Annotated in this window: 18 protein-coding genes; 8 read left to right on the top strand and 10 right to left on the bottom strand. The window is 74.5% G+C overall.

Annotation, left to right across the window (positions count from 1 at the left end; translation table 11 throughout):
* The first annotated feature begins 9 nt into the window (after positions 1-9).
* Positions 10-1239, top strand: coding sequence for an allantoicase (gene alc, locus ACIQCJ_RS15255; protein WP_402711596.1), 1230 nt, complete (start codon positions 10-12; stop codon positions 1237-1239).
* A 73-nt stretch (positions 1240-1312) separates the two neighbouring features.
* Here the strand turns inward: alc and ACIQCJ_RS15250 are convergent, their stop codons facing one another.
* The 4 genes from ACIQCJ_RS15250 to ACIQCJ_RS15235 are packed head-to-tail and all read right to left on the bottom strand — an operon-like array spanning position 1313 to position 4422.
* Positions 1313-2437, bottom strand: a complete 1125-nt coding sequence (locus ACIQCJ_RS15250; RefSeq protein ID WP_402711595.1) for an aminoglycoside phosphotransferase — start codon at positions 2435-2437, stop codon at positions 1313-1315.
* Complete coding sequence (locus ACIQCJ_RS15245) at positions 2434-2859, bottom strand: ankyrin repeat domain-containing protein (protein ID WP_355339292.1); 426 nt, start codon at positions 2857-2859, stop codon at positions 2434-2436. The genes ACIQCJ_RS15250 and ACIQCJ_RS15245 overlap by 4 nt, the downstream gene beginning before the upstream one ends.
* 9 nt (positions 2860-2868) lie before the next feature.
* Positions 2869-3588 carry a hypothetical protein gene (locus tag ACIQCJ_RS15240; RefSeq protein WP_402711594.1) on the bottom strand — a complete coding sequence of 240 codons (720 nt, stop codon included), beginning with the start codon at positions 3586-3588 and terminating at the stop codon, positions 2869-2871.
* A gap of 33 nt (positions 3589-3621) precedes the next feature.
* Positions 3622-4422 (bottom strand): maleylpyruvate isomerase family mycothiol-dependent enzyme, encoded by an 801-nt coding sequence (locus tag ACIQCJ_RS15235; protein WP_391051331.1) that lies wholly within the window; start codon positions 4420-4422, stop codon positions 3622-3624.
* A gap of 274 nt (positions 4423-4696) precedes the next feature.
* Between ACIQCJ_RS15235 and ACIQCJ_RS15230 the strand changes: the two genes are divergently transcribed.
* On the top strand, positions 4697-6760 hold the full coding sequence (locus tag ACIQCJ_RS15230; RefSeq protein ID WP_402711593.1) for a DUF5107 domain-containing protein: 2064 nt from the start codon (positions 4697-4699) through the stop codon (positions 6758-6760).
* Positions 6761-6820: 60 nt separating this feature from the next.
* Here the strand turns inward: ACIQCJ_RS15230 and ACIQCJ_RS15225 are convergent, their stop codons facing one another.
* On the bottom strand, positions 6821-7816 hold the full coding sequence (locus ACIQCJ_RS15225) for a ketopantoate reductase family protein (RefSeq protein ID WP_402711592.1): 996 nt from the start codon (positions 7814-7816) through the stop codon (positions 6821-6823).
* 147 nt (positions 7817-7963) lie between these two features.
* Here ACIQCJ_RS15225 and ACIQCJ_RS15220 point away from each other — a divergent pair, with 147 nt between their 5' ends.
* Positions 7964-9034, top strand: a complete 1071-nt coding sequence (locus tag ACIQCJ_RS15220; protein ID WP_402711591.1) for an RNA ligase (ATP) — start codon at positions 7964-7966, stop codon at positions 9032-9034.
* A gap of 105 nt (positions 9035-9139) precedes the next feature.
* Here ACIQCJ_RS15220 and ACIQCJ_RS15215 read toward each other — a convergent pair whose 3' ends face one another.
* On the bottom strand, positions 9140-9778 hold the full coding sequence (locus ACIQCJ_RS15215; protein WP_391051339.1) for a GNAT family N-acetyltransferase: 639 nt from the start codon (positions 9776-9778) through the stop codon (positions 9140-9142).
* Between the two features lie 138 nt (positions 9779-9916).
* Between ACIQCJ_RS15215 and ACIQCJ_RS15210 the strand changes: the two genes are divergently transcribed.
* Complete coding sequence (locus tag ACIQCJ_RS15210) at positions 9917-10348, top strand: SseB family protein (protein WP_355339313.1); 432 nt, start codon at positions 9917-9919, stop codon at positions 10346-10348.
* 78 nt (positions 10349-10426) lie between these two features.
* Here the strand turns inward: ACIQCJ_RS15210 and ACIQCJ_RS15205 are convergent, their stop codons facing one another.
* Positions 10427-11893 (bottom strand): phosphatase PAP2 family protein, encoded by a 1467-nt coding sequence (locus tag ACIQCJ_RS15205; protein WP_355339316.1) that lies wholly within the window; start codon positions 11891-11893, stop codon positions 10427-10429.
* Positions 11894-12198: 305 nt separating this feature from the next.
* Between ACIQCJ_RS15205 and ACIQCJ_RS15200 the strand changes: the two genes are divergently transcribed.
* The 3 genes from ACIQCJ_RS15200 (at position 12199) to ACIQCJ_RS15190 (ending at position 15546) form a co-directional block, all read left to right on the top strand.
* Complete coding sequence (locus ACIQCJ_RS15200; protein ID WP_391051485.1) at positions 12199-12825, top strand: HAD-IA family hydrolase; 627 nt, start codon at positions 12199-12201, stop codon at positions 12823-12825.
* 163 nt (positions 12826-12988) lie between these two features.
* Entirely contained in the window at positions 12989-14284 is a 1296-nt protein-coding gene (locus tag ACIQCJ_RS15195; protein ID WP_402711590.1) for an aminotransferase class I/II-fold pyridoxal phosphate-dependent enzyme, read from the top strand.
* Positions 14285-14529: 245 nt separating this feature from the next.
* Positions 14530-15546 (top strand): MBL fold metallo-hydrolase, encoded by a 1017-nt coding sequence (locus ACIQCJ_RS15190; protein ID WP_401311431.1) that lies wholly within the window; start codon positions 14530-14532, stop codon positions 15544-15546.
* 88 nt (positions 15547-15634) lie between these two features.
* Here the strand turns inward: ACIQCJ_RS15190 and ACIQCJ_RS15185 are convergent, their stop codons facing one another.
* Positions 15635-16261: a DedA family protein gene (locus tag ACIQCJ_RS15185; RefSeq protein ID WP_402711589.1), complete on the bottom strand. Its 627-nt coding sequence runs from the start codon at positions 16259-16261 to the stop codon at positions 15635-15637.
* Entirely contained in the window at positions 16258-17064 is an 807-nt protein-coding gene (locus tag ACIQCJ_RS15180) for an MBL fold metallo-hydrolase (protein WP_402711588.1), read from the bottom strand. The genes ACIQCJ_RS15185 and ACIQCJ_RS15180 overlap by 4 nt, the downstream gene beginning before the upstream one ends.
* 275 nt (positions 17065-17339) lie before the next feature.
* On the opposite strand from ACIQCJ_RS15180, the gene ACIQCJ_RS15175 reads away from it, so the two are divergent.
* Complete coding sequence (locus tag ACIQCJ_RS15175) at positions 17340-19424, top strand: alkaline phosphatase family protein (RefSeq protein WP_402711746.1); 2085 nt, start codon at positions 17340-17342, stop codon at positions 19422-19424.
* 22 nt (positions 19425-19446) lie between these two features.
* Here ACIQCJ_RS15175 and ACIQCJ_RS15170 read toward each other — a convergent pair whose 3' ends face one another.
* Positions 19447-20211 (bottom strand): SDR family oxidoreductase, encoded by a 765-nt coding sequence (locus ACIQCJ_RS15170; protein WP_355339331.1) that lies wholly within the window; start codon positions 20209-20211, stop codon positions 19447-19449.
* Between the last annotated feature and the right edge of the window lie 16 nt (positions 20212-20227).

The raw sequence follows: 20227 nt of genomic DNA, 5'->3' as shown, positions 1-20227 counted from the left end.
AGTAGAGACATGACGACGACAGAGACGCATGAGACGACGGCAGCGGGATCGGTGCCGGGGACGGCACCGGCTGGGGGAACGGCTGGGGGAGCGGCGGCAGGCGCGGCGGCCGGGACCGGGGCCGGCACTTTCACGGACCTGACCTCCTTCACGGGTGACGCGCTTCCTTACGGCGGCGGCAACCCCTTCGCGGACTACCGCCGCGTGGAGCTTCCGTTCGCGGGACTCGCGGACCTGGCCGACCGCAGGCTGGGCGCGGGGGTGGTCGCCGCCAATGACGAGTTCTTCGCCGAGCGGGAGAATCTGCTGGTGGCCGGGCCCGCGGTCTTCGACCCCGAGCGCTTCGGGCACAAGGGCAAGATCATGGACGGCTGGGAGACGCGGCGCAGGCGGGGGGCGTCCGCGCAGGTCCCGCACCCCGATCCGGCCGACCACGACTGGGCGCTGATACGGCTGGGGGCGCCGGGCGTGATCCGCGGCCTGGTGATCGACACCGCGCACTTCCGGGGCAATTACCCGCAGGCGGTGTCGGTGGAGGCCACCGCGCACTCGATGTCGGCGGCGCCCGAGGATCTGCTCGACCCGGCGGTGGAGTGGACCGAGCTGGTCCCGCGCACGGCGGTCGGCGGGCACGCGGAGAACGCGTTCGCGGTGCATGTGGAGCGGCGCTTCACCCACCTGCGCCTGCGGCAGCACCCCGACGGGGGGATCGCCCGGCTGCGGGTCTACGGCGAGGTGGCGCCCGACCCGGGGTGGCTGGCCGAGCTGGGCACCTTCGACCTGGTGGCGCTGGAGAACGGCGGCACAGTGGAGGACGCCTCCGACCGCTTCTACTCCCCGCCCGAGCACACCATCCTGCCCGGCCGCTCCCGGAAGATGGACGACGGCTGGGAGACCCGCCGCCGCCGTGACACCGGGAACGACTGGATCCAGTACCGGCTCGTGGACCAGGGCGTGATCCGCGCCATCGAGATCGACACGGCCTATCTCAAGGGCAACGCGGCGGGCTGGGCGACGCTGTCGGTCCGCGACGGGGAGGACGGCGAGTGGATCCCGCTGCTGCCGCGGGTCAAGCTCCAGCCGGACAGTGTGCACCGCTTCCTGGTCAACCCGATACCGGCCACCCACGTCCGGATCGAGATCTTCCCCGACGGCGGCATATCCCGGCTGCGGCTGCACGGCTCGCTGACCGAGCGCGGCGCGACCAGCCTGGCCGAGCGGACGGAAACCATCAGCTAGCGCGAGGCCGACATCGGGCAGGCCCCCGTGGGGGAGGGGGCCCCGTTCGTCAGGGTCTTCTGCGGGAGGGTCCTCAGCGGGCGGGGCTGAGGATCTGTTCCGACCAGGAGACCAGGTGCTCGAAGAGGTCGGTCCTGCGGCGGAGTACGGCCAGGGGGTCGTGGTCCACGTCGTAGGCGGCGGAGCCGACCCGGCCGCCGACGGCGAGGCGGGTGAGCATCAAAGGGGCGAGCCAGCAGTATTTGGCGGCGCCCGCGGCGGCCACCGAGCGGCGCAGCTCGTCCTCGCCCAGGGCGGCCCCGGCATCGCGGGCACCGGCCAGATAGCCCTCGATGACGGCGGCGGAGATCTCCGGCAGCAACTCCCCTGGTATCAGGCCGTCGGCGACGCAGTCCGGGATGAGGTTGGCGATGTCCTCGCCCACGGCGCCCTCCCCGACGAAGGCCCAGTCGAGCAGGACGGTACGGCCGCCGGCCGGTCGGGCGGCCGGGGCGCCGGGGGAGTGCGCGGGGGAGTCGTCCTGGGCGATCAGGTTGAGCGGCCAGACATCGAGGTGGCACAGGGTGCGGGGGCCGGACTCGGCGGCGGCGAGCAGGGTGTCGCGCCGCTCCCACATACGGTGCAGTCCGGTGCGCAGGGCGGCGGGCCAGACGGCGGCGGCGTCGGGCAGGTCCCAGGGGAGTTCAGCGGGCAGGGACTTGCTCTCCACGTACTGGCGGAGCCAGCCCCGGGAGAGCCAGGGCTCCGCAGGGAGCCGCCCGGTCCAGCGGGCCTGCGCGAAGCCGAGACCATGGGCGAAGGCGGCCAGGCGCTCCACCGGCCACTGTGAGCCGGGCACCCCGGTGACGTCCTCCAGCCACAGGGCGAAGGAGCCGTCCGCCCGCTCGTCCGCGGCGAGCAGGCGGGGGCCGTCGATCCCGGCGTCGGCGAAGACGGTCGCGGTCAGGCCGTCGCGGTAGGCGAGCGGCTCACGGCGCCAGTGGTTCCAGTGCCGCGGCTCGGGGCTGGTCTGCCAACTGCCCGAGCCCTTGGGGACGCACACCTTGAGAACCGCGCTGCCGTCGGGGCCGGTCACCCGCCAGATGCCGTCGGTGGCCTGGTTGTCCTGATTGTGGGTGAGTTCGGTGTAGGACCAGGTGGGTGCCGCACCGCCGAGGGCCGAGGCCACGCAGGAGGGGACGAGCGTCGCGGGGGTCACTGGGCGCCGAAGAGCTTCAGCAACTCGTCCTTGCCGAACATCCGGGCCGTGTCGACCGCGGACGGCACGCCCGCGGCCGGGTCGGCGCCGCCGTCGACCAGGGCGGTGATGACGTCCTGCTCGCCCTTGAAGACGGCGCCGGCCAACGGGGTCTGGCCCCGGTCGTTGGCACGGTCCGGCTCCGCGCCGCGGGCCAGCAGCGCCCGCACGGTCTGCCCGTGACCGTGGTAGGCGGCGAGCATCAGCAGGGTGTCACCGCGGTCGTTGGTGAGATTCGCGGGGACTCCCGCGTCGATGTAGGCGGCCAGTTTGTCGGTGTCGCCCTGCCGGGCGAGGTCGAAGACCTGGGCGGCGAGCTGAAGCAGCTCGGGGTCGTGAGCGGGCTCGCTCTCGGCGGCGGGATCGGGCGTCGGCTCGGTCATGATCCCAGCCTACGCAGCGGGGCACTGTCCGTTGAAGAAGGAGATCACCACGCGTTGCGGCGCGCCCTGGCCGACCTGGACGTCCACCGGGACGCAGGCGTGGCCGTCACCGGCGACGAAGAAGCCGCCGATGAAGACGACGGGCTGGGCCGGGCAGGCGTCGAAGGTGATCGCGGGCGCCGGGGTGGACCCGAAGGCACGGCCGTACTCCAGTCCGGCCTTGGCCCGCTGCTCGGCGCCGATGGTCAAGGTGACCGTCGACCCGGTCCGTATGGAGGCGGCGACCTTGTAATGCCAGCCGTCGGAGTTGTGGTAGCCGTGGCCGGTCTGGTCGCCGTCCGCCAGGGCGCGCAGACCGGTCCAGGTGAGGGGACCCACCGTCACATCGTTCTTCGCGGTGGCCGGTGCGGCGGAAGACGAAGCGGAAGCATCGGAAGAAGAGGAAGTAGAGGAAGGGGTGGTGGGTGCGATGGTGGTCGAACCAGTGGATTTCGCGGGGCTGTTGCCCGTGGTCACCTCGGTGGCGGAGCCGCCGGGCGAGCGCATGGCTTCGACGCACGCCACCGGGCGGGGGTGCTCGATGCTGCCGACCGGGGGCGGTGCCTCGATGGTGACGCGGGCGGAGTCGGTGGCGACGGGGCGGTGCGTGGAACCGCCCGAGGAGCAGGCGGACAGCAGGGCGATCACCCCTAGCGCCACACCGGACGCTCGTATCCCGCGACCAGACATGCGCATCACTCCCTCACGCAGGACGGTACGTGGTCAGCCGAGCGGCGGCCAGACCACCAACTGCCGTACCAGCGCGGGGTCTCCGGTCAGCCGCAGCGCGTCGGCCCCGTCCCAGGGGGCCCTGCGGTACAGCGCCAGCAGCAGATCGCTGGCGGGGCCGGAGAGGGTGGCACCGGGCTCCGGGCCGTCGCCGGGGCCGCCGCGGACCGCCGAGGCACCGGTGGTGTCGAGGATCAGGGTCCAGGCCGGGCCCTCGTCGGCGACCAGCGCGACACGGGCCGGTGCGTGCGGCCAGCCGTCCATCGAGCCGAAGCCGACGTGCAGGAATTCATCCAGGGCGTCGGCGGCGAGGGCGGGCGGCAGCGGTTCGGTGACCCCCGCGGCCTCCTGCGCGTCGCGGGCGTGGACGGCCGCCTCCTGGACCTGGTGGCGGGCGACGGAGCCCGAGGTCGCCGCGTTGCCCGACTCCGCCCACCAGGTCCAACAGCCGGTGTCGGGACCGGCCGCCCGCAGGGCGTCGAGCAGCAGCACCGTCGAGGCCGCCGACCAGGACGGCAGGTCGTCACCCGGCATGCGGTCGCCGAGCACCCCGTCCGACGGCGGCCGGACGGCGGGGCCCGCGGCGACCGTCGCAGCCCAGAAGCGCTGCACCTGGCCGACATGCGTCAGCAGATCCCGGACGGTCCAGTCGGGGCAGCCCGGAATCCGGGCCTCGACGGGTGCGGCCCGCGCGGCCTCGCGCAGGACCGCGGACCGCTCCTCGATGAGTTCGAGCCAGTCGGTGAACCGGAGTTCGGGCGAGGCCGGCGTCTGCGAGGAGCGCGAAGTCGTCATGGCCACCGTTGTAGCAGCGACCACCGACAATGCCCCCGGTCCGGCGGCCGGGACAGCCCGCGGGCTCCCTGTCCGGTGCGGTGCGCGGAAGATCGAGAAGGCCGCGCCCGGCCGGTCCCGCGGCCGAATTTATGGCCGGATTTCTGACCGATTCCACAGGTTTTGCCCAACCCTGACCACGGCGGGCTCTGTTCACCGCGACGGGAAACCTGTTCCATGGTCATCAGACGGCCGCCGCGACCGAAGGCGGCCACGTGTGCCAGAAGAGGTGGCCTTGCCTACGACCGTGCGGCGTACCGCTGTGAGCATTCCGGCCGCGGCCCTCGGCCCGGAGAACCCGCTGCCCGCATTGCGCCCGCTCGACGAGCTGCACCGGCTGGACCTCAAGGACCGCGAGGGACTGCCCGCCGACATGGCCAGGCAGCTCGGCTACGCGCCGCTGCGCTCGGTGCTGCCGGTTCGCGTCCTCGACGGCTACGGCCGGGACCGCGCCCCGGCCGCCCTCGACGCACTCGTCATCGAGAACGACCGCATCCGCGCCACCGTGCTGCCCGGCCTCGGCGGCAGGCTGTACTCGCTGGTCCACAAGGCGACCGGACGTGAACTGCTCTACCGCAACCCGGTGTTCCAGCCCGCCGCGTTCGCGCTGGCCGGTGCCTGGTTCTCCGGCGGAGTGGAGTGGAATCTCGGCGCCACCGGCCACGCCGCCCACACCTGCGCCCCGCTGCACGCCGCCCGCGTCCCCGCCCCGGACGGCGGCGAGATGCTGCGCCTGTGGGAGTGGGAGCGGCTGCGCGACCTGCCCTTCCAGATCGACATGTGGCTGCCCGCCGACTCCGACTTCCTCTACGTCGGCATCCGGGTCCGCAATCCGCACGAGCGCACCGTGCCCGCCTACTGGTGGTCCAACATCGCCGTTCCCGAGACCGACCGCACCCGGGTGCTCGCCCCCGCCGACGCCGCCTGGCACTTCGGCTACAGCCGCACCCTCAGCCATGTGCCGGTCCCCGCGCCCGACGGCGCCACCGACATCACGTACACCACCCGCTCCGAGCACGCCGCCGACTACTTCTTCGACGTGGCCGACACCGACCGCCGCTGGATCACCGCCCTGGACGGCGAAGGACACGGCCTCGTCCAGACCTCCACCGACCTGCTGCGCGGACGCAAGCTCTTCCTGTGGGGCCACGGCCGCGGCGGGCGGCGCTGGCAGGAGTGGCTGACCGAGCCCGGCACCGGCGGCTACCTGGAGATCCAGGCAGGTCTCGCCAGGACACAGCTCGAACACATCCCCATGGCCGCGGATTCGGAATTCTCCTGGCTGGAGGCGTACGGACCGCTCGCCGCCGACCCCGCGCTCGTGCACGGCGACGACTGGTCCGCCGCGCGCGCCGAGGCCGGGGGACGACTCGAGGCCGCACTCCCGCGCGCCACCGTCGACGCCGCCTACACCGCGTGGCTGGCGCACGCCGACAGCGACCCCAAGGACCTGCTCGCCACCGGCTCCGGCTGGGGCGCCCTCGAAAGCGAGCGCGGCCGCTTCCACCTGCCCGGCACCCCGTTCCCCGCCACCACGCTCGGCGACCCGCAGAAGCCCTGGCTGGAACTGCTGCTCGCCGGGATCTTCCCGAGACCCGCCGCCGACGCGCCGCCGGGACCCGCGCTCGTCTCCCCGGAGTGGCGCGAACTGCTGGAGTCCGCCGACACCTATCCCGGCAACGAGTGGTTCCGCGACTACTACCTCGGCATCGCCCAGTGGGCCGCGGGCGACCGCGCGCAGGCCGTGCGCAGTTGGGAACGGTCGGTCGCCGCCCACCCCTCGCCGTGGGGCCTGCGCGCCCTGGCCGTCGCCGAGGCCGACGCGGGCCAGACCGACCGCGCCGCCGACCGCTACCTGGCCGCGTACGACAGCCTGCGCGAGACGTTCACCGCGCTCCCGGACCGCCCGGACGTCCGGCGCGCCCTGATCGTCGAGGCCGTGCCCGTCCTGCTCGCCGCGGGCCGCGCCGCCGACGCCGAACGCGTCCTCGCCGATCCGGACCAGGCTCCGGAGGGCGACCGGCACGGCCCGGACTGCGGGCGGCTTCGGCTGCTGCGCGCGCAGACCGCGCTCGCCCGCGGCCAAGTCGCCGAGGCCCGCGCGGTGTTCGACGAGGGCTTCGTCGTGGAGGACCTGTACGAGGGCGCCGAGGCGCTGACCGACACCTGGTACGCCATAGCCGAGCGCCTTGTCGCGGGCGACGGCCCCGTCACCGACGACATCAGGACCCGCGCGCGGGCGGAACACCCGCTGCCCGCCGCGTACGACTTCCGGATGCGGCCGGAGACGGTGCCGTAGGGAGCGGGCGGTCCCGGCCGCACAGCCACTGCGGCCGACGTCCGTTGGCCGCCGCGCCGCCTACGCCCGGCTCGCGGCGACCAGTGCCGCCGTCTCGTCCGCCGTCAGGTCACCGGGGCGGCGGCCGTCGCGGGCGAAGGAGTTGGCGGTACGGCGCAGCGCCTCGTTGACGGGCGTCGGCACGCCGAAGCGGCGGCCCAGCAGCACGATCTCGCCGTTGAGGTAGTCGGCCTCGATGGAGCCGGTGCCCCGGGTGAGGCTCTGCCAGGACGAACCGCCGCCGCGCTCACCGCCGTTGACGGGCAGCAGCTCCACCCGGTCGCCGCGCACGCGGGCCTGCTCCTCCTGGCTGACGTGCGCGACACCGGCCGCGTCCAGCACCGCGACTCCTTCCGCGCGGGCCCGCTGATACACCTCGAACAGCGGCCCCTCACCGATCGGACCGGACACCGCCTCCAGGGAGTTGCCCAGATTCGAGAGCAATTTGCCGTACTTCCACGCCATCACGTCCTGCGAGACCGGCGCCGCGAAGCCCGAGCCCTCAAGGTCGGCGGCGATCCGCCGCGTCGTGTCGTCCGCGCCCGACGGATAGCGGCCCAAGGTCAGAATCCCGGACAGCGGCGCACCCGGCGCCTGCACGACACCCGGCTCCAGGTGGGAGGCCGGCAGCCAGACGCACATCCCGTGCACGTTCGGGAAGCGGCGCAGCGCCAGCCGCTCGTTCTCGACCCCGTTCTGCGCGCACACCACGGCGGGACCGGCACCGTCCGACCCGACCCCGTACCCGTCCCACCGCGTCAGCACCGACGCCGTGTCCTGCGTCTTGACGCCCAGCACCAGCACGTCGTCGGGCCGCGCCCGCAGCGCCTCCGGCCCGTCCGCGACGGGCACGGGCAACGTCAGCGTGCGGTGCGGCAGTTCGAGCCGCAGCCCCCGCTCGCGCAGCGCGTCGAGATGGCCGCCGCGCGCCACCAGGACGACCTCGTGACCGCCGTCGAACAGCCGCCCGCCGATCGTGCCGCCGACCGCTCCCGCTCCGATGATGATGTATCGCACACCGAGAGACTCGCACACGCCCGCCCCGGTCCCCCCACCGCACCGCGCCGAAAACCGGTGGCCGGGCGCCCGCGCCCCCCGCCACAGTGATCGTCGGGGAGAACACCCGACCACCACCATCCGACCACCACATACGGGGGGACCGTCATGTCCACCTTGCGCGTGACCGCGGAGCGGCTCACCATCCTCGACCACCCCAACGCCGACGCGCTCGAACTGGCGCAGGTCGGCCTCTACCGCGCCGTGGTCGCCAAAGGCGCCTACCGCAGCGGCGACTTCGCCGTCTACATCCCCGAACAGGCCGTGCTGCCCGAGCCGTTGATCACGGAGCTGGGCCTGACCGGCAGGCTGGCCGGAAGCGCCGCGAACCGCGTCAGGGCGGTCCGGCTGCGCGGCGAGCTGTCGCAGGGCATCGTCTGCCGCCCGGCCGCGCTCGACGGTACGGATCTGGAGCGGGCCGCCGCCGGGGGAGCGGACTTCGCCGAACGGCTCGGCATCGTCAAATGGGTGCCTCCGGTGCCGGTGTCGATGAGCGGCGACGTGGAGTCGGCGCCCGACCTGCTGCCCTGGATCGACATCGAGAACCTCAAGCGCTATCCGGACATCTTCGCGCCGGGCGACCCGGTCACCGTCACCGAGAAGCTGCACGGCACGGCCTGCTGCCTCACCTACTACGCGGACAGCGGCGCCGTGCACGTCACGTCCAAGGGCCTCGGCGGACAGCGCCTCGCCCTCACCGAGACCGACCGCAATCTCTACTGGCGCGCCGTCCTCGGCCACGGCCTTCCCGCCGTCGCGGCCCGGCTCGCCGAGCGGCTGGGCGCCGACCGGATCGGCGTCTACGGCGAGGTGTACGGCAGCGGCGTGCAGGATCTCGGCTACGGCGCCGACGCCCGCGCGCAGGGCGCGCCCGGTTACGCGGCGTTCGACGTGTGCGCGGACATCGGCGGGCGGGTGCGCTGGCTGGACGCCTTCGCGCTGCTGGCGGGCGAAGTGCCGCTGGTGCCCAGGCTGTTCGAGGGCCCCTTCGACCAGGAGGCGGTGCTGGCGCTGGCCCAGGGCACGGAGACGGTCTCCGGCCGCGGCCTGCACCTGCGCGAGGGCGTCGTGGTGCGCACGGCCGACGACCGCTACAGCGACGTGCTCGGCGGCCGGGCCATCGCCAAGGTCGTCAGCGACGCCTACCTGACCCGCAAAGGCGGCACGGAGTACGAGTGAGACCGGCCCCCGCGCGACCGCCGACCGCGTGACCGCCAGCCGCCGACCGTGGGCCGACGCCCTTCCCCGAACAGCGTCGGCCCACGGTCGGCCCACCCCGGACCGTCAGCCCGCCCCGACCCGTCCGGCCCCCGCCTCCGCGCCGCCCTCCAGCCGCGCCCGCAACCGCCGCTTCGCCTCCGGCCACTCCTCGGCCAGCATCGAGAAGAAGACGCTGTCGCGCCACGTCACACCGTCCGAGCGCAGCCGGTGGCGGCGCCAGACCCCCTCGCGGACCGCGCCGAGCCGCGCGATGGCCCGCTGCGACCTGATGTTGAGATGATCCGTCTTCCAGCAGATCCGCCCCATGCCCAGCTCCTCGAAGGCATGGCCCATCAGCAGCAGCTTGGCCTCGGTGTTGACCGGGGTCCGCCAATGGGCGCGGCCGTACCAGGTCCAGCCGATCTCCAGCCGCTCGTCCCTGGCGCTCACGTCGTGGTACGTCGTCCAGCCGACGGCCCGGCCGCCCGCCCGCTCCACGACGGCGAAGGCGAGACCGCCCGCGGCCTCCGCGTCGGCGGCGACCCGTACCGCGAGATCGCGCAGCTCGTCCTCGGTGCGCGGCGGCTCCACCGGCAGCCAGCGCCACACCTCCTCGTCACCGCCGCCCGCGGCGAACAGATCGGGCACATGGCCGGGAGCGAGCGGTTCGAGGCGGACGAAACGGCCTTCGAGCACCGTGTGAGCGGGGGTTCTGGCAACCATGGACGCACCGTAACCAGCAGCCAGCGGGTCCTGGCAACGCGATTTCACCTCGTGGACCGCATGCTCTCGGCTCAGCCGGGTACGTGCGGGGGATCCGAGCACCGTTGACGCCAGAAGCGGCGAGAGGAACCAGAAGCGATGACCGACATCACCCCCGACGGCCTCGACCCGGACAGCGGCCTGCCCCCGGCGCAGCGCGCGCTGCGCGAGATCGCCCACGGCAGCGAGAACGTCGTCGCCCTCAGCACGCTCGCGGTCAGCGAAGTCCTGCTGCCGGTGCCGGGCGTGGACGAGGACCCCAACGGCGGCGAGCCTCCCCGGCAGATCCAGCTCCCGGTGTACGAACAGGAGGACGGCCGCCAGCTCGTGCCCGTCTTCACCTCCGAGACCCGGATGGCCGAAGCTCTGCCGACGACCAGTCGCTACCGGCTGGTCCAGCTCGCCGTGCTCAGCGGCGCCTGGCCCTCCGACGAACTGATCCTGTCCATCGACACCGGCAGCCCCGACTCGCTGAGCATCTCGGGCGAAGGCGTCCGCGCCCTGGCCGGGCTGGTCGGCGGCCAGAACTGACCGCCGCCCGCGTCGTCAACCCCGCCCGAGCCGCCTGAGGCGGCTCCGAGCAGGCCCCGGCATGCCCCCCGGACCCGGTCAGCCCCGGTACACCACCAGCCCGCCGGGCACCTTGTCGAGCAGCAGCTCACCGGGCGCGGGTGCCACCTCACCGTCGTAGGCGAGGTGGACGCCCTCGCCGGGCAGCCGCAGCCGCAGCCGCCGTACGGTCGCCGACGTGTACACCGGCGACCGGGTCAGCACCCCGGTGAGGGCCGCGCCCAGCAGCCGGGTACGGGCGAAGGGCCCGCCGTCCACGATGCGCACGTCCAGCACGCCGTCGTTGAGGTCGCGGCGGCGCACGGGGGCGAGCCCGACGCTGGAGTAGCGGCAGTTCCCCGCGAAGATCAGCCACACCGAGCGCGGCCGTCCGTTCACCTCGATGTCCACCGGCTCGCAGGTCCGCAGGACGTGCACGGCGGCCAGCACACTGGCGGGCCAGCTCCCTACCCGCCGCGACCAGCGCTCCCGTACCCGTACCAGCTCCGGGTACGACCCGATGCTGAAGGTGTTGAGGAAGGGCGCCGACTCGCTGTACGGCGAGTCCAGGCTGGTGTGCCGGGCCACGTCCACATTGGCCGCCCGGCCCGCCGCGACCGCCTTCGCGGTGTCCTCGACGGTCTCCAGGCCGAGGTCGAGCGCGAAGTGGTTACGGGTGCCGCCGGGGAAGACCGCCAGCGGCAGCCGGTGGCGCAGGGCGACGGCCGTGGCCAGGCACACCGTGCCGTCACCGCCGCACACCCCGAGCGCGCCGCCCTGCTCCACGGCCGTGCGCGCCGCCTTCTCCAGCATCTCCAGCAGGTCGTCGTCCTCGGTGCACTCACCGACCGACGCCTCGGGCAGCGCGGCGGCGATCCGGTCTACGGGCGCCGACAGCAGCGGCGGCGGCCCCGACGCGGAGTTCACCACCACGTGCAGCCCGCGGCCCTCGGGCAGCGACGGCACCTGCGCGTCGGCGCCCGGCTCCGGCTTTCCCGGAGCGGGCGGCACCAAGGCGCGTACGACGGCGGCGGCGCCAAGGCCCAGGGCCGCGCCCGCCACCACGTCACTCGGATAGTGCACTCCGGTGTAGATCCGTGAGAAGGCCACGCTCGCGGCGAGCGGCGCGATCACCAGGCCCCAGCGCGGCGACTCGATCGCCATGCCCGCGGCGAAGGCGGCGGCCGAGGCCGCGTGGCCCGAGGGGAACGACGAGGTGATCGGCTGGCGGTGCAGCCGCCGTATGACCGGGACGGTGTCGAGTATCGGCCGAGACCGCCGTACCGCGCCCTTGCCCGCGGTGTTGACCGTCAGCGACGCCAGCGCCAGCGAGCCCAGTCCGCGCGCCGCCGCCCGGCGTCCGGTCCTGCCGCCGGTGGCCGCGACGCCCGCGGCGACGGCGAACCACAGCCGGCCGTGGTTCGCGGCACTGCTCAGCCGGGGCAGCACCGGCTCCGCGCCCGGCCAGTGGCGCTCCGCCACCTCGGCGAACAGCGCCTTGTCCCAGTTCTTCCAGGGATACGTCATGCGGGCCGGTTACCCACGCCCGGCCGCGGCACACCGCCTGATCAACGCCGTTGCCGTTCCGTCACGGACGGCCGCCCGCGTATCCGCCGGTACCGCACCCGGGTACCCGACCGCGTATCCGCCGGGACCGTACTCGGGTACCCGCCCGCGTATCCGCCGGTACCGCACTCGCGTACCCGCCCACGGACCCACCGGTACCGCACCCGCGCCGCCGCCCCCGTGTCCGCCGTCCACCGGCGCCGCCGCTGTAGTCTCACCGGGTGAACGAAGCTCACCCGCACACCCCTTGGCCAGAGCCGGAACTCGTGATCTTCGACTGCGACGGTGTGCTGGTCGACAGCGAGAAGATCGCGGTGAAGGTGGACGCGTTCGTGCTCGCCGCGGTCGGCTGGCCGCTGAGCGAGGCCGAGATCGTGGAACGCTTCGTGGGCCGCTCCTACCGCGACATGACCACCGCCATCGAGAAACACCTGGGCCGCTCCCTGCCCGAGGACTGGGACGCCCCCTACCGGCACCTCTACCAGGAGGCGTTCGACGCCGACCTGACCGAGGTCGACGGCATCACGCAGGCCCTGGACGCGCTCACCCTGCCGAGCTGCGTCGCGTCGAGCACCAGCCACGAGGGGCTGCGCCACACGCTTGGCCTCACCGGGCTCTACGAGCGTTTCGAGGGCCGGATCTTCAGCGCGAGCGAGGTCGAGCACGGCAAGCCCGCCCCCGACCTCTTCCTGCACGCGGCCCGCAGCCTCGGCGTCGAGCCCGCGCGCTGCGTGGTCGTCGAGGACAGCCGGTACGGGGTGGCCGCCGCCCGCGCGGCGGGCATGCGCGCGTACGGCTACTGCGGCGGACTCACCCCCGCGGGCTGGCTCGAAGGACCCGGCACGACGGTCTTCGACGACATGCGCGACCTGCCCGCACTGCTGCTGCGCTGAACGCGGGGCGCGCCGCCGCCTCCTCACCCGCGCGCTCGGCCGTCGGCCGCCCCACCGGCCGTTCCGTCGGATGCGGACCGCGCCGTTGCGTCGGATGCGGACCGCGCCGCCGCGGGAGAAAGTGGGCCCCAGAGGTGCCCACCTACGCAGCGGAGGTAACCGGATGCGGCTCGGCCCGCGGTACGACCTGCGACCCGACTCGGGACTGCCGCTGCCCGCGTACTGGCGGGAACGGACGGCCGACGCCCGGCCCGGCGCCGAGGTCCCGGGCGGCGGCCCGCGGCTGCTCGACGCCGCCTGCGGCTACTGGGCCCGGCGCGGCCTGCCCTGCCGCGCGGGCCACGTGCTCGCCGCGCCCGGCGCGGAGCCGCTGCTGTTCGCGCTGCTCGCCGCCGTCGACGGCGACCCGGTGCTGGCCCGCCCCGCCCCCGCGTGGCAGGCCCCGGTGGCCCGGCTGCTCGGCCGCGGGGTGCACACCGCGCCCACCCCGCCCGAGGGCGGCGTGCCCGACCCCTTCGCGCTGCTGGAGACCGTACGGCGGGCGCGCGCCGCGGGCGCCGACCCGCGGCTGCTGGTGCTGTCCGCCGCCGACGACCCGACCGGCACCGTCACCGCGCCCGAGCTGCTGCACGAGACGTGCGAGGCGGCGGCGGAGGCGGGGCTGCTGATCGTCTCCGACGAGACGTACTCCGACACGCTCCACCACCGCGACACGGTGCTGCTCAGCCCGGCCGAGATGCTGCCCGACCACACCGTCGTCCTGGCCGACCTGGGCGCCACGCTGGTCCCGGCCGCGGTGCCCGCCGCGCTCGCCCGCTTCCCCGCCACCGCCCACGGCGCGGCCTGGCGGGAGCGGGCCCTCGACGTACTCGCCGCGCTGCGCGCCGTGCTGCCCGCGCCGGTCGCCGCCGCCACCGGATACGTCCTCACCGAGCCCGCGGAGGTCACCGACCGCACCGCCGCGGCCAACCGGCTGCACGCGCGTACCGCCGCTGCCGCCTTCCGCGCGATCACCGGCGCGGGGGCGACCTGCCGTCCGCCGCGCGCCGGTTTCCAGCTCTATCCGACGCTGCCCGCGCCCGGCCTGGACGCCGCCGCGCTGGAGGAGCGGCTGACCGCGGCCCTCGGCTACCCCGTACTCGGCGGCCACCGCTTCGGCGACGACCCGGACGAGCCGCGCGTGCGGATCAGCACGGGTCACCTGCACGGCGCCACCGAGGACGAGCGCCGTGTCGCGCTGGCCGCGCCCGACCCGCTCGCCGTCCCGCATGTCGTCGCCGCGCTGGCCGCGTTGGCCGTCGCCGTCAGCGGCCACGCCACCGGGTACCCGGAGGGCGGGTCGGGCCCCGCGGGCGGGGCGGTCGGCGAATCCGCGCGCATCGGTGAATCCGCGGGCATCGGTGAATCCGCCGACATCGGCGAATCGGCGGACACCGGATCGCGGGGGCGTGGGACCTGACCTATTTTTTGGGTAGGTCGATGAACGATGATCGGGGATCCGGTGGGTGCGAGCGGTGTTCGGGACGGCCGGGCGGGCCACACGCGCCTCGCCCACCCTCCCCACACCCTGTGCCGCGGCCACGGGTCCTGCCGGTCCCGTCGGGCTTCCCGGCCCGGCCGGAACCGCCGGGGCCGCCGCCCCGGCCCGCTGTTGCCCGGCGAGTGTCGCCGACGGCGCCGAGACCGTGACGGATGGGAGTCCCGATGACCGATCAGAGCGAGCGCACTCTCGCCGAGAGCGAGAACACCCTCGCCGGTCCGCGTCCGCTGGGCGAGTTGAGGACCTGGCCCACGTCGTTCGCCGACCGGCTGACGGACCCGCTGCCGGGGCTGCGCGACGTCCTGCGCTCGGTACGGGAACGCAGCATGCGCCCGCCGGCCGCCGCGCTCGCGCAGGTGCCGTCGCTGCCGGTCGAGCAGGGACCGCTGCCCGCGACGACGGCGGGCACGGTCAGCCTCACCTGGGTGGGACACGCGAGCTGGGTGATCGGCATCGGCGGGCTGACCGTGCTCACCGACCCCGTGTGGTCCCGCCGGATCCCCGGCACCCCGGCCAGGGTCACCCCGGTGGGCGTGCCCTGGGAGACGCTGCCCCCCGTGGACGCCGTCGTCATCAGCCACAACCACTACGACCACCTCGACGCGCCGACGCTGAAGCGGCTGCCGCGCGACACCGCGCTGTTCGTGCCCGCGGGCCTGGCCGCCTGGTGCCGCCGCCGAGGCTTCACGCGGGTCACCGAACTCGACTGGTGGGAGGCGGCGGAACTGGGCGGTGTCCGCTTCGACTTCGTCCCCGCGCACCACTGGAGCAAGCGCACGCTCACCGACACCTGCCGCTCGCTGTGGGGCGGCTGGGTGCTGACCGACGGCTCGGGGCGGCGCGTCTACTTCGCCGGGGACACCGGCTACGGCCACTGGTTCCGCGAGATCGGCCGCGCCCACCCCGGCATCGACCTCGCGCTGCTGCCGATCGGCGCCTACTCGCCGCGCTGGATGCTCAGCACCGTGCACACCGACCCGGAAGAGGCCGTACGCGCCTGCCTCGACGTGGGCGCGACCGCGATGGCGCCCATGCACTGGGCGACGTTCCTGCTCTCCGCGGAGCCGCCGCTGGAACCGCTCACCCGGCTGCACGCCGCGTGGGCCGCGACCGGCCGCCCCCGCGACGACCTGTGGGACCTGCCGATCGGCGGCTCACGGGTGCTGTCCGGCACGCCGTGAGGGCACGGCACGCCGAGGCACGGCACGCCGTGAGGGCAAGCCCGGCGGCCTGATCGCGGGACGGCCGCCCCCGCTTGCGGCGCGCGGCCTACTTGCGGCGCAGCCGCCGCACGATCATGGGCCCCGCCGCGAAGGCGAACGTCAGCCCCACCGCGAGCGCCACCCCCTGCCACGGCTCGGGGAACAGCGACCCGCCCAGGATGCCGACCAGTTGATACGCCGCCGCCCACACCAGACAGGCCGGGATGTCGCCGCGGACGAACCGCCGCAGCGACATCTCGCCCAGCAGGCACGCCACCATCACCGGGATACGGCCCGCCGGGATCAGCCGGGACAGCACCAGGACGGCCGCGCCGTGCGCGTCCAGCCGGTTCTGCGCCTTCTCCAGCGTCGTGTTGTCCACCCGGTCCTGGAGCCGGTGCAGCCAGCGCGAGCCGTTGCGGGACCGCACCCCGCGCAGGCCGAGCCAGTACAGCGCCACGTCCCCGAGGAAGGCGGCGAAGGACGACAGGAGGAACACCCCGAGCAGCGCGAGCGGGGGTTCCGACTGGTGGAAGGCGACGACGGCCGCGCTGGAGACCACCGCGCCGGTCGGCACCACCGGCACCAGCGAGCCGAGCGACACCAGCAAAAACAGCGACGGATAACCTATGGCCTGCTGCGTGGTCTCGGACGCGGGGGAATTGGCGGCGGCCGACGCCAGGAACCCGATCACCCGTGGCTCTCCCGCCCGGCGTCCTCGACCAGCACCGACTGCCCGTGGTCGAGCCGGTGCACCGACACCCGCGGGGCCAGCCGGGCGGCGATCCGCACGAACTCCTCGCCGGGCGTGTGGAATTCGTGCGGCCGTACCGCGTCCATGCCGATCGGCCAGAATGTGCCGTAGTGCACCGGCACCGCGGCTCGGGGCGCCAGATCGGCCAGCACCCGCGCGGCCCGCGCCGCGTCCAGATGCCCGTGCCCGAGGAAGGGGCCCCAGCCGCCGACCGGCAGCAGCGCCACATCGCAGGGGCCGACCGCGTCGGCCAGCCCGTCGAACAGCCCGGTGTCCCCGGCGAAGTACGTGCGCGCGGCCCCCTCCATCACATAGCCGAGCGCGGGGGAGCGCTCAGGCCCGTACGGCAGCCGCCGTCCGTCGTGCGCGGCGGGCACCGCCCTGACCGTCAGCTCCCCGCCGTCCGCGCCGCGTACCAGGAGCGAGTCGCCCGCGCCGACCTCCACCAGCCGCAGCCGGTCACGCAGCCGCCGCAGCCCCGGCACCGCGGCGACCGCGCCGCGCGGCAGGACCACGGTGGTGCCCGTCGCCAGCCGCCGCACCGAGTCCAGGTGCAGGTGGTCGGCGTGCAGATGAGAGATGAGTACGGCGTCGGCCGCGGTCGCCGACGCGGGCGGTACGGCGCCGCGCCGCCTGCGCAGATGGGCGAGCCGCCGGGTGAACAGCGGGTCGGTGAGCACCCGTACCCCGGAGTCCCGCACGGTCACCGTGGCATGGCCCCACCACGTGATCTCCACCGCCACCGCGCCCGTCCTTTCCCGGCATCCGTCCAGGGCGCCCGTATCGCACACACGCGTCGCACCTCCCCGGTCAGGGGACTCGTACCGTGCCCGCGCACACCCTCGCAGGCCCGAGCGTATGCCCTGCCGAGGGCCGGGCCCGGCGCGCGGCCCGACGGGGCGCCGGGACGCGGCGGGCGGTATGGCACTGTGGAGGTGTGCCGCAGCCTGCCAAGAGACGGGAACGGGCCGTCGGTCGGAGCGTGGTGAGGGCCGTCGGCCGGGTGCTCGCTGTGTGGATGGTCTCCAGCGCGACCCTGGCCGTACTCGCCTGGGTGCTCCCCGACTTCCGCCTCGAGGCTCCCAACGGCGACAGCCCCACCCAGATCGCGGTGACCTCGGCGATCGGCGCGGGCGCCTTCGGCGTACTGAGCGCTCTCGTGTGGCCGCTGCTGGTCCGCGCCCTGCTGCTCGTGCCCGCCCTCGTGCTCGGCGCCCTGGTCTTCTTCCTCAACGGCTCGCTGCTGCTCGTCGCCCTGCGCTTCACCCCCGACGGCCGCGGCCAGGTCGCCCCGGCCACCGCCGTGGTGATCGCCGCTGTGATGTCCGCGACGTCCTCCGCCACCAGCACCGCCCTCGCGGTACGGGACGACGCCGCGTACGGCCGCAGGCTCGCCCGGCTCGCGGGCCGCAGAACCCGCGCGAGCGACCCGCCGCTGCCGACCACGCCCGGCACGGTCTTCCTGCAACTCGACGGCGTGGGCCACGACGTGCTGCGCGACGCCCTCACCTCCGCGCCGCCCGCGATGCCGACCCTGGCCGGCTGGCTCGGCACCACCCACCGGCTCACCCCGTGGCGCACCGACTGGAGCAGCCAGACCGGCGCGAGCCAGCTCGCCATCCTGCACGGCACGAACCACGACGTGCCCGCCTTCCGCTGGTTCGAGAAGGAGACCGGCCAGCTGATGGTCTGCAACCGGCCCTCCAGCGCCGCGGAACTGGAGCGCCGCGCGGTGGCCCGTACCGGCTTTCGCGGACTGCTCGCCGAGGACGGCGCCAGCCGCGGCAATCTGTTCACCGGCGGCGCGGAACAGTCCGCGCTGGTGATGTCGGTGGCGGCCCGCCGCGACAAGTTCAGCCGCTCCAGATCCGGCTACTTCGCCTACTTCTCCGACCCGGCGAACGCGGTGCGCACCGCCTGGTCGTTCAGCGCCGAGGTGTGCCGCGAGATCGGGGAGTCGACGACTTCGCGGCTGCGCAGGGACCGGCCCCGGATCAAGCGCGGCGGCCTCTACCCGCTGCTGCGCGCCTTCGCCACCGTCGTGGAACGGGACGTGGCCGTGGCCGCCGTCATCGGCGACATGCTGGCCGGAAGGACCGCCGTCTACGCGGACCTCGTGGCGTACGACGAGGTCGCCCACCACTCGGGCCCGCGCAGCAAGGACGCGCGCAAGGTGCTGGGCCGGCTCGACCGCTCGGTGGCGCTGATCGCCGACGCCTCGCGGTACGCGCCCCGGCCGTACCGCATCGTCCTGCTGTCCGACCACGGGCAGAGCGAGGGCGAGACCTTCGAGAGCGCGTACGGGGTGACCTTCCGCGAACTGGTGCGGGCCGGTTGCGGGCTGGCCGGGACCGAACGGCAGGCCAGGCGGCGAGCGGCGCGCGGCGCCGAGGCACGGGCGGCGGCCCGCACCGCGCTGCGCCGCCCCGAGCAGGAGCGGCGGGCGCAGGAGGAGGCCGAATGCGCGGGGCCCGCGTCGCAGCCGGTCGTGCTGGCCTCGGGCAACCTCGGGCTCGTCGCCTTCCCCGAGATCGAGGGGCGGGCCACGCTGGAGGAGATCGACCGCCGCTCGCCCGCGCTCCTCGACGCGCTCACCGGGCACCCCGGTATCGGCTTCGTGCTCGTGCACAGCGCCGAGCGCGGCCCGCTCGTGCTGGGCCCCGACGGCTCGCAGCGCGAGCTGGCCACCGGGCGGATCAAGGGCGACGACCCGCTCGCGCCCTTCGGCGAGGGCGCCGCGGACGCCGTGCTGCGGGCGGACGGCTTCCCCCACATCGCCGACCTCATGGTCAACTCCGCCTGCGATCCGCGCTCCGGAGCCGTGCACGCCTTCGAGGAACAGGCCGGTTCCCACGGGGGCCTGGGCGGCCCGCAGAGCCACCCCTTCCTCCTGACCCCCGTCGAACTCCCCGTGCCGCCCGCCCCCCTCGTTGGAGCCGAGGCCCTGCACTCCCTGCTGCGCACATGGCTCACCCCGCCGCGCCCCGCCTCATCCCAGGAGAAGCGGCCCGGCGAGGAGCGATCCCGCGAGGAGCCCATCCACCAGGAACCCACCCACCAGGAACCGGTTCGCGAGGAACCGACCCGCGCGACGACGGCGTGAACCGACCTGACGCCGCCGCCGGTCAGGCCGTGGCGCCGCCGTCGATGACCAGGTCGGTGCCCACGGTGGAGGTGGCCGCGGGGGAGGCGAGGTGGAGGACGGCGGCGGCGATCTCGGCGACGCTGGACGCGCGGCCGAGGGGGATCTGGGCGCGCAGGCGGGCGGCCTTGGCGGCGGGGGTCTCGCCGGGGCGCGAGGACATGGGGGTGTCGACGGCGCCGGGGCTCACGGCGTTGATCCGGACGCCGTCGCCGATGTGGTCGAGGGCGGCGGCGCGGGTGAGGGCGCTGACGGCGGCCTTGGCCGCGGTGTACGCGCCGAGGCCGGGAACGCGGCGATGGGCGCCGATGTTGGAGGCGACGTTGACGACGGCGCCGCCGCCGTGCGCCCGCATGTAGCCGATCTCGTACTTCATGGAGAGCCACAGCCCGGTCAGGTTGGTGTCGAGGCTGTGCCGCCAGTCGGCCTCGGATATGTCGGCGACCGGGGCGGGAGGGGTGATGACGCCGACGTTGTTCACGGCCACGTCGAGGCCGCCGAAGCGGGCCGTCACGGCGTCGACCAGGCGCTCGACGTCCGGCGCGACGGTGATGTCGGCGGGTACGGCGGCGGCCTCGCCGACACCCTCGGCCGCGATGAGGGCGACCGTCTCCTCGAGGGTCCGCTCACTCCGCCCGGCGACGGCGACGCGGGCGCCCGCACGGGCGAACGCGAGCGCGACGGCCCGCCCGATACCGCTGCCGCCGCCGGTGACGAGGACGGCCCTGCCGGTGAAGGTGTCGGACATGACGGCTCTCCAGATG

The sequence above is a fragment of the Streptomyces sp. NPDC093221 genome (genome assembly GCF_044753885.1).
Lineage (GTDB): Bacteria > Actinomycetota > Actinomycetes > Streptomycetales > Streptomycetaceae > Actinacidiphila.
Note: the sequence above shows the minus strand (reverse complement) of the source record. Positions and strands in the feature narration are given on the sequence as shown.